Here is a 15,326-nt window from a genome sequence, read left to right on the forward strand (position 1 = left end):
CAGCGCTGCGAGTGCCGACGTTGGGCTATGCCCGGCGTCGGCATTGCGCTCGCTAAATAAAGACAAGGACGAATAAATGAGCATCTACCCTCCCCTTTTGCTGGCACTCGCCATTGTGACCGCCTACGTGGCCAGTCAGCGCGGCCGATCAGGGCCAAGATGGTTTGCGATAGCCGTGTTCGTGCCCGTGGTCCCGCTGATTGTCCTCCTGCTGCTGCCACGCATTCCCAAGACCGGTGTTGACGCCCTGGTGCATGAAGACCTGCGCCCTTGCCCCGCCTGTTCCAGCCCCATCAAGGCCGCCGCCGCGCAGTGCAAACACTGTGGAGCCGAGGTGGAGCCCATCGCCCTGAAAGATCGCAGCGGCTGGGTCGTGCGCATTACCGCCGATAGCGATGAAGGGTTTGGCCTGCTGGTGGCGCAATTGCAGGAACTCGATGTGCCCACCGTTCTCGATGAACCTCCCCACGCCTTTGTCGGCCCGTTTGAAGAAAAGGCCCAGGCCCAGAATGTGCTCAGGTATTTGAAGTCCGATCAGGGTTTGGACGGACTGGTGACTTGGCGGTCCGTGAGTCGCTAGCCCTCAGGCCAGGTGCTTCTGGAAAAAATGGCGTTTGTGCCCTGGCGGGTAGTCGGCGATATGCCCGAACTCGCTGAAGCCCAGTTTTCGATAAAAGCCGGGAGCCTGGAAGCTGAAGGTATCCAGCCAGATCCCCGCGCACTTTTTCTCCCGCGCCAGGTCCTCAGCCGCCTGCATCAGCTTTGAACCGGTGCCTTGGGTGCGCATCGATTCAGGCACGCTCAAGAGTTCAATGAACATCCAGCCATAAGAGATTTTCCCGTAGAGGCCGCCCACCACGTCCTGGCTGACAGGATCGCGCAGCAAAAGCCCGAAGGTTTCAAACGGGTTCTCGCCACACTGGCTGATGTTGTACGCCCTCAGCGGCTGGAGGATGGCCTGGCGCTCTTGTTCCGTAACGTCGAAAGACAACTCTATCGCTGATGCCATCTCAATCTTCCTGATGTGAATGCCCAATCCGGCGGACATTAGCAGCGATAACCCCCTGTCGCATACAGAACAGTCCTTGCGCCCTCAGCTACACACAGGTCGCAACCGCCCCAGGACAAATACCGCGTGGCCGGTACTCTGGGATGACCACCCGGGAGATTTCCAATGACTTTACGCGCTTGCCTGGCCGCTCTATTGGTACTGACCGCCTCCACCGCCTGTGCCGCCCCGCGCTACGATCACCTGTATGCATTCGGCGACAGCTACTCCGACAACGGTGCGGGTGAACGCTTCACCAAAACCCTGGCCACGCAGAAGGTCAAGGATGCGCAGGAACTACCCGGCTCGCTGTATTGGAAAGGCCGCTGGAGCAACGGCCCGACTGCCGTCGAGAACCTGGCTCACGCCTTGAAGACCCCCTTGACCGACTACGCCGTCGGCGGCGCCAAGAGTGGCAACGGCAACTACTACGCCTGGATGGAACCGGCGCGCGACACCGGCGTTTCCGGCCAGATCGCCGACTACCTGAAATCCGCCAAGGCACACAAGGCGGACCCGAACGCGCTGTATTTCATTTTCATCTCGGCCAACGACTTTTTTGAATGGGCCGACTTCTCACACCCCGAGTCGGTTGCCGTGCTCAGCCAGAACAGCGTAGCGAATATTCAGAAAGCCACCGAGACACTGATTGCCGCAGGCGCCAAACATGTGATGGTGGTGGGCACCACGGATTTGAGTCATGTGCCGGCCGTGGTGCAGGGCAATCAAGTCGAGAACGCGAAAAGCTACCAGCAGGCGCTCGAACAAAAGTTGCCGGTGGTGCTCAGCACATTGGCCAAAACCCATCAGGTCAGCATCAGCTACTTCGACCACGTGGAGTTCAGCGACAAGTTGCGCGCAGCACCCGAGGTTGCGGGGTTGAGTGACCTCGATACGCCGTGCCAACACACCTATCCAGTCGTGAAGCCGGTATGCGAAAACCCGGATGCACATTACTACTGGGATGAATGGCACCCGACGCGCAAGGTGCATGCGCTGGCAGCGCAGGCGATGCTTGAAATGCTGAAAGCTGGCCAGGGTATTTGAACAGCTCCCACAGCCCTATTGAATCAAGGCGAGCACCCACCCGTGACAGCTTCCCTCCTGAAGGAATCAGGCGAGAGTCTGGTGCTTTTGTCGGTGATCTCCACCACGCAGCCACTCACGGGTACCGCCTGGATGATTTGATAAGTCGCGCCAACGGCAGGGATAAAACTGGCGACGTTGGCGCAACTGCGAAAATAATTTGCGCCTTCCTTGTTGGCTCCACCGCTGCTCATGACATTCACGTAGACGCGTCGATCGGGGATCAGTAAAAACCGCTCGCTGGCCTCGCCTTTGCGAGTACCCAGCACGCCGGTCTCTGCCGTGTCATTGCAGCCCGGGTCGTAGTAGGCCCAATACATTTGCACGCCACCGTTGAGCAGGGTGTTGGTTCCCTGGATGGCTTCAAGTGTGGCGTGGGGAGCAGTGGGGGCGGGTTGCTGGTAAAAACCGACACAACCTGTGGTCAGGCTGCAGAACAGCGCCAGGGCCAGTTTTTTCAAAGGCAGATCTCCATGAAAAAAGCCCTGTCATCAAGACAGGGCCAGTCGTTGCCCATCAGAGTTTCTTGAAGGTTTCCTGGGAGACTTCCTGAAGACCGGCTTCGGTGATTTTCTTCCAGTCGCTTTCAGTCACCGCCTGCATACTTTCCTTCTTGCGGGTGATCACTTCCAGGGTGTTGGGGGCCGAAGTTTCGATGCGCAGATGAGACTTGTTGTTCACGTCCACCGAGAAGAAACCCGGGGTAAACCAAGACCAAAACTCGACGATGTGCACCTTCACCGGCTCTGCACCCGTTGCGTTGGCTTCAGTCACCACTTCATAACCCGCCTGCTTGTAGGCCAGGGCTACAGACTCACTGACCAGTTGCGACACCGTACGACCGGACGGCAACAAAACGTCACCCAGCCCTTTCCCGTAGGTGTTGCGCTTGCGGGCGATAGCGCGCTCGGTGATGGTTTTGTCCGTCACTTCGTCGTTTTTCAAGGAGGGGATATCGGCTTCGGGAGGATCAATCTGGAACACACGCTCGTCCACAGCACTGATCAACACCTTTTTACCGTTGCTGGCTGCAGCGACGTGAGCAGCGCTCAGCGGTGCAACGTTCACATCGACTTCCGAACGGCTGGTAGCGCAGCCCGCCAATACCATCAGTGCCACCATCCCCAACGCTATCCGAACGCTCATCTGAATCACCTATTCCATATCGCCATCATTGGCTTGGCCGGGATCGGCCGCGGGTGATTGTATCTGAATGATAGCAATTCGACATCAACCTCTACATGACATTAACTGCCGGTTGCCTGCCGATACTGCCTCGGCGTAAACCCGGTCAACGCCTTGAACTGCCGGGTAAACGCACTGTGATCCGTATACCCACACTGCAACGCCACGTCGGTGATCGGCATCTCGGTATGCAGCAGCCGGTGCGCATGTTCCAGGCGCACCTTCTGGATCATCTGGCGCGGCGTCAGGTGGAACACGCGTTTGCAGTAGCGCTCCAGTTGCGCCACTGAAATCCCGGCGATCCGCGTCAATTCACCCAGGGTAACGCGGCGATTGAAATGCGTCCGAATGTGCTCGTCCACCGCCGCCAGGCGTTGATAGGCCGGGTGGGTTTCACTGGCGGTCTGCAGGTCGACCGAGATGCCCGCCAGGCCGATGATTGCACCGTCGCGGTTATACAGCGGCCATTTGTGCGTCAGGCACCAACCCGGCTCGCGGGTGCCGTACAGGTGCAATTCCAGCTGATCCTCCAGGACAAATCCCTGCTCCAGAACCCGCCGATCCTGCTCGGTGTAGCCGGGGCCCAACTGCGCCGGAAATACCTCGGCGCTGGTTTTTCCCAGCAACGGTTGCAGGTGCTTCAACCCGCACCGCTGCACCAGGGTGCGGTTGGCCAATACGTAGCGCGCCTGCACGTCCTTGATAAAGATCGCGGCATTGGGAATCACGTCCAGCATCGGCAACAACAGCCCCACGCCGGCCAGTAATTCTTCAATGGTTTGCGGGCGGTGGGTCTCGCTCCCTTGGCAAAGGGTTGCGAACGCGCTCTGCATCATGACGCTCTCTCCTGCATTTTGCGGACAGGCCAAGCGCCCGGCGGGCGGTGCCTGGCGAGCAGATTGCCGCATGGTGGCGGCCATGTCGAGTACCCGAAACTGTGCTGATTTCGTCATCGCAGCCTGCGCAAAACATCAATCGCGGCGCCGTTGATGGGTTCACTGTATGGCCACTGCATGCCTATCCAATAACCCACAAGAAGGCGCCGCCATGTCAGCCCAAGGCAAGTTCAAGAAACAGCTTTCATTGATCGACCTCACCTTTATCGGACTGGGAGCGATCTTCGGTTCGGGCTGGCTGTTCGCGGCCAGTCACGTCTCCGCCATCGCCGGGCCGGCGGGGATTTTTTCCTGGTTGCTGGGCGGTTTTGCCGTGCTGCTGCTGGGTATTGTGTACTGCGAACTGGGGGCGGCATTGCCCCGTGCCGGTGGCGTGGTGCGCTACCCGGTTTACTCCCATGGCCCGCTGCTGGGCTACCTGATGGGCTTTATCACGCTGATCGCGTTTTCGAGCCTGGTGGCGATTGAAGTGGTCGCCTCACGCCAATACGCTGCGGCCTGGTTTCCCGAACTGACACAGGCCGGTTCCAGCAACCCCACCGTGCTTGGCTGGTTCGTGCAGTTTGCGCTGCTCTCGCTGTTTTTCGCTCTCAACTACCGCAGCGTAAAGACCTTCGCCATGGCCAATAACCTGGTCAGCGTGTTCAAGTTCATCGTGCCGCTGCTGGTGATCGGCGTGCTGTTCACCTTCTTCAAACCGGAGAATTTCCATTCCCAGGGCTTTGCACCGTTCGGCCTGTCGGGCATCGAAATGGCCGTGTCCGCCGGGGGTGTGATTTTCGCTTACCTGGGCCTGACGCCGATCATCTCGGTGGCCAGCGAAGTGAAAAACCCACAACGCACCATTCCGATTGCGTTGATCCTGTCGGTACTGCTCTCCACGGCGATCTACGTGCTGTTGCAGACCGCCTTCCTCGGCGGCATCCCCACCGAAATGCTCGCCAACGGCTGGGCCGGCGTGGCCAAGGAACTGGCCCTGCCGTATCGCGATATCGCCCTCGCCCTGGGTGTGGGCTGGCTGGCCTACCTGGTGGTGGCCGATGCGGTGATCTCCCCCAGCGGTTGCGGCAACATCTACATGAACGCCACGCCACGGGTGATCTACGGTTGGGCGCAAACCGGGACCTTCTTCAAGGTCTTCACGCGCATCGATGAAAAGTCCGGCATCCCGCGCCCTGCGCTGTGGCTGACCTTTGGCCTGTCGGTGTTCTGGACCCTGCCCTTCCCGTCGTGGGAAGCGCTGATCAACGTGGTGTCCGCCGCGCTGGTGTTGAGCTACGCCGTAGCACCGGTTTCTGTTGCCGCGCTGCGCCGCAACGCGCCAGACCTGCCGCGCCCGTTCCGGGTCAAGTGGATGGCGGTGCTCGGCCCGCTGTCGTTCATCATCGCCGCGCTGATCGTCTACTGGTCCGGCTGGAGCACCGTGTCGTGGCTGCTCGGCCTGCAAATCCTGATGTTCGTGGTGTACCTGCTGTGCGGGCGTTTTGTGCCGACCCTGCACCTGAGCCTGGGCCGCCAGGTGCGTTCCTCCGCCTGGCTGATCGGCTTCTACGCCGTGACCATCCTCCTGTCGAAACTCGGCAGCTTCGGTGGCCTGGGCATCCTCAGCCATCCCTTCGACACCGTGGTCGTCGCCGTTTGCGCGCTGGGTATTTATTACTGGGGCGCAGCCACCGGCGTGCCGGCCCATCTGGTTCGCCTGGAAACCGAAGACGACGAAAGCGAAGCGCCTGAGCCCGACATCGGCCGAGTGCAGCTTGCTTCCTGAGCCTCAGCCCACCCCTGAATGGATAGTGATATGAAACGAGTCCACATCATTGACTCTCATACCGGCGGCGAACCCACGCGCTTGGTGATGAGCGGTTTTCCCACGCTTGCCGGCGAAACCATGGTCGACAAGCTCGACGACCTGCGCACCCAACATGACCAATGGCGCAGGGCGTGCCTGCTGGAACCCCGTGGCAACGATGTACTGGTGGGCGCGCTGTATTGCGCACCGGTCTCGGCCGATGCCACCTGCGGCGTGATTTTCTTCAACAACGCCGGCTACCTCGGCATGTGCGGCCACGGCACCATCGGCCTGGTCGCCTCGTTGCATCACCTGGGGCAGATCGCGCCGGGTGTGCACAAGATCGACACGCCGGTGGGCCCGGTCAGCGCCACGTTGCACGCAGACGGCGCGGTGACCCTGCGCAATGTGCCCGCCTATCGCTATCGCCAAAAGGTGCCGGTAGATGTGCCCGGGTACGGCCGGGTGTACGGCGACATCGCCTGGGGCGGTAACTGGTTCTTCCTGGTTTCCGAGCACGGCCAAGTGCTGCAAATGGACAACGTCGAAGCCCTGACCGATTACACCTGGGCGATGCTCAAGGCCCTTGAACACCAGGGCATCCACGGCGAAGACGGCGCCCTGATCGACCATATCGAACTGTTCGCCGACGACGCTCAGGCCGACAGCCGCAACTTCGTCATGTGCCCGGGCAAAGCCTACGACCGCTCGCCCTGCGGCACCGGTACCAGCGCCAAGCTGGCGTGCCTGGCGGCCGACGGCAAACTCGCCGCCGGTGAACCCTGGGTGCAGGCGAGCATCACCGGCAGCCAATTCGAAGGCAGCTATGAATGGGAAGGCGAACGTGTGCGCCCTTCCATCACCGGCCGCGCCTACATGACCGCCGACAGCACCTTGCTGATCGACGAACAGGATCCCTTCGCGTGGGGCATCTGAACCGCCCCCGCCCCTTCAATCAAACTGGAGCTGAAACCATGAACACCAACATCTTCACCGGCTGCATCCCCGCGCTGATGACCCCGTGCACCGCCGACCGTAAACCGGACTTCGACGCACTGGTCGCCAAGGGTCGCGAACTGATTGATATCGGCATGAGCGCGGTGGTGTACTGCGGTTCCATGGGCGACTGGCCGTTGCTCACGGAAGCCGAACGCCAGGAAGGCGTGGCACGCCTGGTGGCCGCTGGCGTACCGACCATCGTCGGCACCGGCGCAGTCAACAGCCGTGAAGCGGTCGCCCACGCGGCGCATGCAGCCAAGGTCGGTGCCCACGGCTTGATGGTCATCCCGCGGGTGCTGTCCCGTGGCGCGTCGGCGACGGCACAAAAGGATCACTTTGCGGCCATCCTCAAGGCAGCGCCGAACCTGCCGGCGGTGATCTACAACAGTCCTTACTACGGCTTCGCCACCCGCGCCGACCTGTTCTTCGAACTGCGTCGCGAGTACCCGAACCTGATCGGTTTCAAGGAATTCGGCGGCGCTGCCGACCTGCGTTACGCGGCAGAACACATCACGTCCAAGGACGATGACGTGACCTTGATGGTGGGCGTGGACACCCAGGTGGTCCACGGCTTCGTCAACTGCAACGCCACCGGCGCGATCACCGGCATCGGCAACGCGCTGCCACGGGAAGTGCTGCAATTGGTGGCCCTGAGCAAGAAAGCCGCCAAGGGTGATGCCACCGCACGCCGCCAGGCGCGGGAGCTGGAGGCGGCGCTGGCAGTGCTGTCGTCCTTCGACGAAGGTTGCGACCTGGTGCTGTTTTACAAGCACCTGATGGTGCTCAACGGCGACAAGGAATACACCCTGCACTTCAACGAAACCGATGCCCTGAGCGACGCCCAGCGCCGTTATGCCGAGAACCAGTACGCGCTGTACCGCCAGTGGTACGCCAACTGGTCGGCTGAGCAGAACGTCGCTTAACACTATTCAAGGCAGCAAAGATCAATTGTGGGAGCTGTCGAGCCCCGGCGAGGCTGCGATGGGATCACCGCGGTGTCCCTGTTAAACCGCGGCGCCTGCATCGCAGCCTCGCTCGGGCTCGACAGTTCCCACACTGGATGTTCTTTGCCAGCCCCATCTTTAGCTTTCAGGACTACGCCATGACTCTGACGGGCACCATGCTGATTGGTCAGCACTCCATTCCAGGCAGCCGCGAAGCAATCCGGGCGATCAATCCTGCCACCCACCTTGCGCTCGAACCCGCCTACGCCGGCGGCACCGCCGAGCATGTGGAACAAGCCTGCACCTTGGCCTGGAGCGCCTTCGACAGCTATCGCGAAACGCCGTTGGCGGCTCGCGCCGAATGCCTTGAAACCATCGCCAGCGAAATCGAAGCCCTGGGCGATGAATTGATTGAACGGGCGATGGCCGAGACCGGCCTGCCCCGCCCACGGATCCAGGGTGAACGCGGGCGCACCTGCCAGCAACTGCGCACCTTTGCCCGCACCGTGCGCGCCGGTGAATGGCTGGATGTGCGGGTCGATACCGCGCAACCGGATCGCCAACCGCTGCCCCGCTCGGACCTGCGTCAGCGCCAGGTGCCGTTGGGGCCGGTGGCGGTGTTCGGGGCGAGTAATTTTCCGTTGGCATTTTCGGTGGCGGGCGGTGATACCGCGTCGGCACTGGCGGCCGGTTGCCCGGTGATCGTGAAGGCTCACAGCGCGCATCCTGGCACCAGCGAACTGGTGGGGCGCGCGGTGGCCAAGGCGGTTAAGCAATGTGGGCTGCCTGAAGGTGTGTTTTCGCTGTTGTATGGCTCGGGGCGTGAGGTCGGTATCGCATTGGTCTGCGATCCGCGTATCAAGGCCGTGGGCTTCACCGGTTCGCGCAGCGGCGGTATTGCCTTGTGCCAGGCGGCCCAGGCGCGTCCCGAGCCGATTCCGGTGTATGCGGAGATGAGTTCGATCAATCCGGTTTATCTGTTTTCGGCGGCATTGAGCACGCGGGGCGAAGCATTGGCGCAGGGATTTATCGCGTCACTCACCCAGGGTGCCGGCCAGTTCTGCACCAACCCCGGCCTGGTGATTGCCGTCGCCGGGCAAGCACTGGACCACTTCATCGACAGCGCCACCCATTTGCTTCAACGCAGCGCAGCCCAGACCATGCTCACACCGGGGATCTTCAAGGCTTACGAAGACGGCGTCAGCGAGTTTGCCAAGCACGCTCAGGTCGCGGGTACCGGTTTGCCGGCAGCGGGCCCCAACCAGGGCCGAGCCCATCTGTTCGTGACCCATGCCCGGGATTTTCTCGCCAATCACAGCTTGCAAGCCGAGATATTCGGCGCCGCCTCGTTGATTGTGCAATGCGCCAATGCCGATGAAGTCCGCCAGGTCAGCGAACACCTGGAAGGCCAACTGACCGCCACCCTGCATCTGGATGAGGACGACCTGGACACCGCCCGCGCATTGTTGCCGACCCTGGAACGCAAGGCCGGTCGCCTACTGGTCAACGGCTGGCCGACCGGCGTGGAAGTGTCTGATGCGATGGTGCACGGCGGGCCTTTCCCGGCTACCTCGGATTCGCGCACTACCTCGGTGGGTACGGCCGCCATCCTGCGATTCCTGCGGCCGGTGTGCTACCAGGACTTCCCGGATGGCTTGCTGCCGACGGCGCTCCAACACGGCAATCCATTGCTGCTGCGGCGCTTGCTCGACGGCCAGAGAGAAGCCTAGGCCATGTCCGATAACGTCATGCCTGATATCGCCGTAGTGGGCGCCGGAATCATCGGCGTTGCCTGCGCGCTGCAACTGGCTCGCCAAGGCCGGCGCGTGATCATCATCGACCAGCAGGAACCCGGCCACGGCGCCTCGTTCGGCAACGCCGGGCACCTGGCGACCGAGCAAGTGTTCCCGATCGCGGATGCGTCGATCCTGACGCGCTTGCCCGCCATGCTCATGGACCCGATGGGGCCGCTGCGCCTGGACTGGAAATACATGCCGCGTGCACTGCCCTGGTTTACCCGCCTGCTGTTGAACCTGCGTCCGGCGGCCTTCCAGCGTACGGTCGCCGGCATTCGCGCCCTTAATGAAAGCAGCCTGGGCGCCTGGCACCGGCTGCTGGGCAGTATCGATCGCCCCGGGCTGATGCGCGAAGACGGCTCGCTGCTGATCTTCGAACGCCCCGACTCGCGACAAACCATCGATGCCTTGCAGGCCCGCATGCACCAGCAGGCAGTGCCGGTGGATTACTGGCAGGCCAGCGCAGTGCAGGAGGTAGCGCCGCAACTCAGCGAAGGGATTCAGGGCGGGCTGTTCTTTCCACGCACCGGGCACTTTCTTGATCCCTATCAGGCAGTTTGCGAGCTGATGGAAGCAGCCAAGGCCAGTGGAGTACAGTTTCTCAAGCGCCAGGTGGTGGGCGCAAAGCTGGACGAGCACGGTGTTTCGTTGATGACCGGCCAAGGCGTAGTAGCGGCGCGTCAGGTGTTGATCGCCTGCGGTGCGCATTCGGCCAGATTGACCGCCGCGCTGACGGGCAAGAAGGTCCCGCTGGACACCGAGCGTGGCTATCACCTGATGCTGCCCCACGAGCACGGGCGACTGCCGTTTGCCGTCACCTCCCTGGAGCGCAAGTTCATCATGACGCCGATGACCGACGGGCTGCGATTGGCGGGCACGGTAGAGTTCGCAGGCCTGGATCGCCCACCGAACATGGAGCGCGCATGGCAGTTGCATCGACTGAGCCGGGGGTTGTTTCGTCGTGACTTGAAGGCTGAAGACGCGACGCCGTGGATGGGGTTCCGGCCTTCCCTGCCGGACTCGCTGCCGATCATCGACAAGGTGTGCCAGGGCAAGGTGTTGCTTGCGTTCGGGCATCAGCATCTGGGGCTGACACAGGCGGCGGTGACGGCGGAGTTGATTGCACAGCTGGCATCGTCTGCACCCGATGGATTACTGGCACTTGGGCCCTATCGGCTGGATCGTTTCTGAGATCGCAAGAAACGTCTTGCTACTGTTTCGCACTATCGGCGATACCTGGCAGGTAATTATCGTGCATGACCTTAGGGTTACGCCCCACTGAGAACCTGCCTTGAACAACACGCCTTATATGCTGCCCCGCAAAACGCTCTGGAGCGTTGCTTGCGGCATCCTCGCTCTTCTGCTCTGCACTGTCGCGTTCGCCGAACAGGGCATGCCGTTGGGCCAGAAGTCATTCGAAGCGTACCGACTCGATACTTTGCAATGGCTGCGCGACCATCGCAATTTCCAGGGCACCGACAGGGAAGCCGAACTCAACTGGAATGCACCACAGGAGTGGCGACCGGCTGGAGCGCCCAAACGCGGGATCATCCTGGTGCACGGTTTGGGTGACTCACCCTGGTCCTTCCACGACCTCGGCAGCGCGCTCGCCGCCCGCGGCTTTCTGGTAAGGACCGTGCTGCTTCCGGGCCATGGCACACAGCCGTCCGACATGCTGCAGGTACGCATGGAGGACTGGCGCCGGGTAGTCGACGAACAGGCCGCGATACTTCGCGCGCAAGTGGGTGAAATCTACCTCGGCGGCTTCTCCACCGGTGCCAACCTGGTGCTCGACTACGCCTACCAACACGACGACGTCGCCGGGTTGCTGCTGTTCTCCCCCGCTTTCCAGTCCAGCATGACCTACGACTGGCTGACGCCGTTGATCAGTTGGGCGCGCCCCTGGCTGCTGGCGCCAGACGCCAGCCGGCCACAACAGAGCCTGGTGCGCTACATGACCGTCCCCACCAACGGCTTCGCCCAGTTCTACCGCAGCAGCCGGGTGGCCCGCCAGGATCTTGAGCATCGAACCTACGACAAGCCGGTATTCATTGCCGTCGCCGCCCACGACTCAGTGCTCGATACAAACTATGTGCTGGAGACATTCCAGCAACGCTTCAGCAACCCCCACAGCCGCCTCGCCTGGTACGGCACATTGCCGGAGAGCGCCTGGGACACCCAGCGCGTAAAAGCACGCACCGACTACTTGCCGCAGCTGCGGATCAGCCAGTTCTCCCATATGGGCTTGTTGTTTTCACCCGATAACGCACTGTACGGCGAACAGGGCAGCCTGCGGTTTTGCTGGAACGGCCAGACGGAAGATGCCACACGCGCCTGCGAACAGGGGTCAGAGGTGTGGTATTCGGACTGGGGTTATCGGGAAGCGGGCAAGATGCATGCGCGGTTGACGTTCAATCCGTATTTCAACTGGCAGCTGGGGGTGATTGATGAGGTGTTGGGCAACCTTGCTGTCGCGGGTGGGAAAGGTGAGCGCTGAATAGCGTATTGATTGAGGGATTTGTCGCTGGCTCACAAATCCCAGGCAACAAAAAAGGGCCCACCTTTCGGTGAGCCCTTCTAGACCGCCCAGCAGAGCGGATTTTGTTTGGTAGGCGCGATTGGACTCGAACCAACGACCCCCACCATGTCAAGGTGGTGCTCTAACCAACTGAGCTACGTGCCTGCTGTGAGGCGGCATTCTACGGAATTCCGGAGGGCTGTCAACACCTTTTTTGCAGCTAAGCCTATGAATATGCGAATTTTTTATTTGTGACCGGTACAACCGTATTTTTCCGGTGGCTGGCAGCGGATTTTCAACTCAGGTAGGATCGGCGCACTCGTAAAAAATATAAAACAGAGGTTCCAGGATGGCGAACACCCCCTACCCCCAGTCGTATTACGCCGCGTCTGCGAATGCGGTACCTCCTCGCCCGGAGCTGCAAGGCGAAGTCGAAACCGATGTGTGCGTGATCGGTGCCGGCTATACCGGGCTTTCCAGCGCGCTGTTTCTGCTGGAGAACGGTTTTCGCGTGACGGTACTGGAAGCCGCCAAGGTGGGTTTTGGCGCGTCGGGCCGCAACGGCGGGCAGATCGTCAACAGCTATAGCCGTGACATCGATGTGATCGAGCGCAGTGTCGGCCCCAGGCAGGCGCAGTTGTTGGGGGATATGGCGTTTGAGGGCGGCAGGATCATTCGCGAGCGGGTGGCCAAGTATCAGATCCAGTGCGACCTGAAGGACGGCGGTGTGTTCGCCGCACTGAACAGCAAGCACATGGGCCACCTGGAGTCGCAGAAGCGCCTGTGGGAGCGCTACGGCCACACCCAGCTGGAGCTGCTGGACGAACGCCGGATTCGCGAAGTGGTCGCCTGTGACAACTATGTGGGCGGCCTGCTGGACATGAGCGGCGGGCATATTCACCCGCTGAACCTGGCACTGGGCGAAGCGGCGGCGGTGGAGTCCCTCGGCGGCACGATTTACGAGCAGTCGGCGGCGACTCGCATTGAGCGCGGTGCCAATCCCGTGGTGCATACGGCACATGGCAAGGTCAGGGCCAAGTTCATTATTGTCGCAGGCAATGCCTACCTGGGGAACCTGGTGCCGGAACTGGCAGCCAAGTCGATGCCGTGCGGCACACAAGTGATCACCACCGCGCCGTTGGGCGACGAGTTGGCGAAGACGCTGTTGCCGCAGGATTACTGCGTAGAAGACTGCAACTACTTGCTGGACTACTACCGCCTGACCAGCGACAAGCGCCTGATCTTCGGTGGGGGCGTGGTGTATGGCGCGCGGGACCCGGCGAATATCGAAGCGATCATCCGGCCGAAGATGCTCAAGGCGTTCCCGCAACTCAAGGACGTGAAGATTGATTACGCCTGGACCGGCAATTTCCTGTTGACCCTGTCGCGTCTGCCGCAGGTTGGTCGCCTGGGCGACAACATCTACTACTCCCAGGGCTGCAGCGGCCATGGCGTGACGTACACCCACCTGGCGGGCAAGGTGCTGGCGGAAGCCCTGAGAGGCCAGGCTGAACGTTTTGATGCGTTTGCCGGCCTGCCGCACTACCCGTTCCCGGGCGGGCAACTGTTGCGCACGCCGTTCGCGGCATTGGGGGCCTGGTATTACGGGCTGCGAGACAAACTGGGGTTCTGATCCCGAGTCGCGGGGCTGGCTTGCCGGCCCCTGCGCATCAAGCACTTAGCCAAATCGCAGACACAAAAAACCCCGGTCTTTCGACCAGGGTCTTTGCTATCGATCCAACCAAGCCAGCGGCTTGTTTTGGCGTCTCAGGGCGTTCAGTGGGCCCTGGAACAGATATGGCGCAGCGGACGGGACTCGAACCCGCGACCCCCGGCGTGACAGGCCGGTATTCTAACCGACTGAACTACCGCTGCGTATCGCTCAGACTGCTGAAGTGTCACCTTCAACCGCCTTCAAACATCTGACTGATCAGCCTTGGCTGTTCAATCTCAAATCTGAAACATCAGACCTGGAAAATATGGCGCAGCGGACGGGACTCGAACCCGCGACCCCCGGCGTGACAGGCCGGTATTCTAACCGACTGAACTACCGCTGCGCGTCGGTGCAACCTTTAACGTTGCGTCTTGCCCGAAGGCAAAACTCTCAAGAAGTGGTGGGTGATGACGGGATCGAACCGCCGACCCTCTGCTTGTAAGGCAGATGCTCTCCCAGCTGAGCTAATCACCCTTTGCTTCGTTGAGGCCGCGAAATTTACGCAGGTAGCGGACCTAAGTCAATAGCCCGCTTGAAGTTTTTCTGAAAAAGACAAAATTGCTTCAGGACCGTCACGCGCCCTACTCGCTGTAAATCATCTTCTTGCTCATGCCACCGTCAACGACGAACTCCTGCCCGGTCACAAACCCCGCATTGCGCGACAGCAACCACGCCACCATCGCCGCCACGTCTTCCACAGTGCCAACCCTGCCCGCCGGGTGCTGGGCGTGATCGGCATCCGTCAGCGGCTCGGCACGGCGTGCAGCCGGGTCGCGGGCATCGATCCAGCCCGGGCTGACGGCATTGACCCGCACTTCCGGCCCAAGGCTGATGGCCAGCGCATGAGTCAGGGCCAGCAAACCACCCTTGCTCGCCGCGTAGGCCTCGGTGTCCGGTTCCGACTGACGAGCCCGGGTCGAGGCCAGGTTAACAATCGCACCACCGTGAGCCCGCAGATACGGCGCACAGTGTTTGGCCAGCAACATCGGCCCACTGAGGTTCACCGCCAGCACCCGGTTCCAGTAAGCCAGGTCGAGGCTTTCCAGGGTGATATTGCGCGGGTCGGCCACCGCGGCGTTGCACACCAACGCATCCAGGCGCCCGAACTGGCCAAGCACCTCGGCCACGCCCCGGGCAACCTGCCGCTCATCGGCCACGTCCATGGTGATAAACCAGGCGTTGTCGCCCAGCACCTTGGACACCTTGGAACCGCGCTCACGGTCGAGGTCGGTGAGCACCACCTGCCAGCCTTCGCTGATCAACCAGGCAGCAATCCCCAGGCCGATGCCCCGCGCCGCGCCGGTCACCAGCGCGACCCGCCCGTTACTGGCGCTTGCCGCCTCCATGGACC

General features: G+C 61.5%; 14 protein-coding genes and 4 tRNA genes. 9 read left to right on the plus strand and 9 right to left on the minus strand.

Going from position 1 to position 15,326, the window contains the following annotated elements:
* Window positions 1–76 precede the first annotated feature (76 nt).
* Window positions 77–580, plus strand: a complete 504-nt coding sequence (locus V3W39_RS01715) for an SPOR domain-containing protein (RefSeq protein WP_177078976.1) — start codon at window positions 77–79, stop codon at window positions 578–580.
* Between the two features lie 3 nt (window positions 581–583).
* Here the strand turns inward: V3W39_RS01715 and V3W39_RS01720 are convergent, their stop codons facing one another.
* Complete coding sequence (locus tag V3W39_RS01720) at window positions 584–1,009, minus strand: GNAT family N-acetyltransferase (protein WP_177079049.1); 426 nt, start codon at window positions 1,007–1,009, stop codon at window positions 584–586.
* 165 nt (window positions 1,010–1,174) lie between these two features.
* Here V3W39_RS01720 and V3W39_RS01725 point away from each other — a divergent pair, with 165 nt between their 5' ends.
* A complete protein-coding gene (locus V3W39_RS01725) occupies window positions 1,175–2,095 on the plus strand; it encodes an SGNH/GDSL hydrolase family protein (protein WP_330212097.1) in 921 nt (306 codons plus the stop codon).
* A gap of 23 nt (window positions 2,096–2,118) precedes the next feature.
* Here the strand turns inward: V3W39_RS01725 and V3W39_RS01730 are convergent, their stop codons facing one another.
* The 3 genes from V3W39_RS01730 to V3W39_RS01740 form a co-directional block, all read right to left on the minus strand.
* A complete protein-coding gene (locus V3W39_RS01730; protein ID WP_177121305.1) occupies window positions 2,119–2,595 on the minus strand; it encodes a hypothetical protein in 477 nt (158 codons plus the stop codon).
* 55 nt (window positions 2,596–2,650) lie between these two features.
* Window positions 2,651–3,280, minus strand: a complete 630-nt coding sequence (locus V3W39_RS01735; RefSeq protein WP_259197326.1) for a flagellar biosynthesis protein — start codon at window positions 3,278–3,280, stop codon at window positions 2,651–2,653.
* A gap of 101 nt (window positions 3,281–3,381) precedes the next feature.
* The gene (locus V3W39_RS01740) at window positions 3,382–4,155 is read right to left on the minus strand and encodes a helix-turn-helix transcriptional regulator (protein ID WP_330212098.1); all 774 of its coding nucleotides are present in this window, start codon (window positions 4,153–4,155) and stop codon (window positions 3,382–3,384) included.
* Window positions 4,156–4,366: 211 nt separating this feature from the next.
* Between V3W39_RS01740 and V3W39_RS01745 the strand changes: the two genes are divergently transcribed.
* From V3W39_RS01745 to V3W39_RS01770, 6 genes are all read left to right on the plus strand, one after another.
* Window positions 4,367–5,983, plus strand: a complete 1,617-nt coding sequence (locus V3W39_RS01745; protein ID WP_177043932.1) for an APC family permease — start codon at window positions 4,367–4,369, stop codon at window positions 5,981–5,983.
* A 30-nt stretch (window positions 5,984–6,013) separates the two neighbouring features.
* On the plus strand, window positions 6,014–6,940 hold the full coding sequence (locus tag V3W39_RS01750) for a 4-hydroxyproline epimerase (RefSeq protein WP_330212099.1): 927 nt from the start codon (window positions 6,014–6,016) through the stop codon (window positions 6,938–6,940).
* 38 nt (window positions 6,941–6,978) lie between these two features.
* Window positions 6,979–7,926 carry a dihydrodipicolinate synthase family protein gene (locus V3W39_RS01755; protein WP_330212100.1) on the plus strand — a complete coding sequence of 316 codons (948 nt, stop codon included), beginning with the start codon at window positions 6,979–6,981 and terminating at the stop codon, window positions 7,924–7,926.
* Window positions 7,927–8,105: 179 nt separating this feature from the next.
* Window positions 8,106–9,677, plus strand: a complete 1,572-nt coding sequence (locus tag V3W39_RS01760) for an aldehyde dehydrogenase (NADP(+)) (RefSeq protein ID WP_330212101.1) — start codon at window positions 8,106–8,108, stop codon at window positions 9,675–9,677.
* Window positions 9,678–9,680: 3 nt separating this feature from the next.
* Window positions 9,681–10,934 (plus strand): NAD(P)/FAD-dependent oxidoreductase, encoded by a 1,254-nt coding sequence (locus tag V3W39_RS01765; RefSeq protein ID WP_330212102.1) that lies wholly within the window; start codon window positions 9,681–9,683, stop codon window positions 10,932–10,934.
* Between the two features lie 202 nt (window positions 10,935–11,136).
* The gene (locus V3W39_RS01770; protein ID WP_177121363.1) at window positions 11,137–12,240 is read left to right on the plus strand and encodes an alpha/beta hydrolase; all 1,104 of its coding nucleotides are present in this window, start codon (window positions 11,137–11,139) and stop codon (window positions 12,238–12,240) included.
* 109 nt (window positions 12,241–12,349) lie between these two features.
* Here V3W39_RS01770 and V3W39_RS01775 read toward each other — a convergent pair.
* Window positions 12,350–12,426: transfer RNA gene (locus V3W39_RS01775), tRNA-Val, on the minus strand.
* Window positions 12,427–12,610: 184 nt separating this feature from the next.
* Between V3W39_RS01775 and V3W39_RS01780 the strand changes: the two genes are divergently transcribed.
* Window positions 12,611–13,894 carry an NAD(P)/FAD-dependent oxidoreductase gene (locus tag V3W39_RS01780; RefSeq protein ID WP_177043943.1) on the plus strand — a complete coding sequence of 428 codons (1,284 nt, stop codon included), beginning with the start codon at window positions 12,611–12,613 and terminating at the stop codon, window positions 13,892–13,894.
* Between the two features lie 165 nt (window positions 13,895–14,059).
* Here V3W39_RS01780 and V3W39_RS01785 read toward each other — a convergent pair.
* The 4 genes from V3W39_RS01785 to V3W39_RS01800 form a co-directional block, all read right to left on the minus strand.
* Window positions 14,060–14,136 (minus strand) — tRNA-Asp (locus tag V3W39_RS01785).
* A 105-nt stretch (window positions 14,137–14,241) separates the two neighbouring features.
* Window positions 14,242–14,318, minus strand: a tRNA-Asp gene (locus V3W39_RS01790).
* A 55-nt stretch (window positions 14,319–14,373) separates the two neighbouring features.
* Window positions 14,374–14,449 (minus strand) — tRNA-Val (locus tag V3W39_RS01795).
* A 107-nt stretch (window positions 14,450–14,556) separates the two neighbouring features.
* Window positions 14,557–15,321 carry an SDR family oxidoreductase gene (locus V3W39_RS01800; protein ID WP_330212103.1) on the minus strand — a complete coding sequence of 255 codons (765 nt, stop codon included), beginning with the start codon at window positions 15,319–15,321 and terminating at the stop codon, window positions 14,557–14,559.
* Window positions 15,322–15,326 lie beyond the last annotated feature (5 nt).

Origin of the sequence: Pseudomonas sp. Z18(2022) (assembly GCF_036346535.1) — a bacterium.
Taxonomy (GTDB): domain Bacteria; phylum Pseudomonadota; class Gammaproteobacteria; order Pseudomonadales; family Pseudomonadaceae; genus Aquipseudomonas; species Aquipseudomonas yamanorum_A.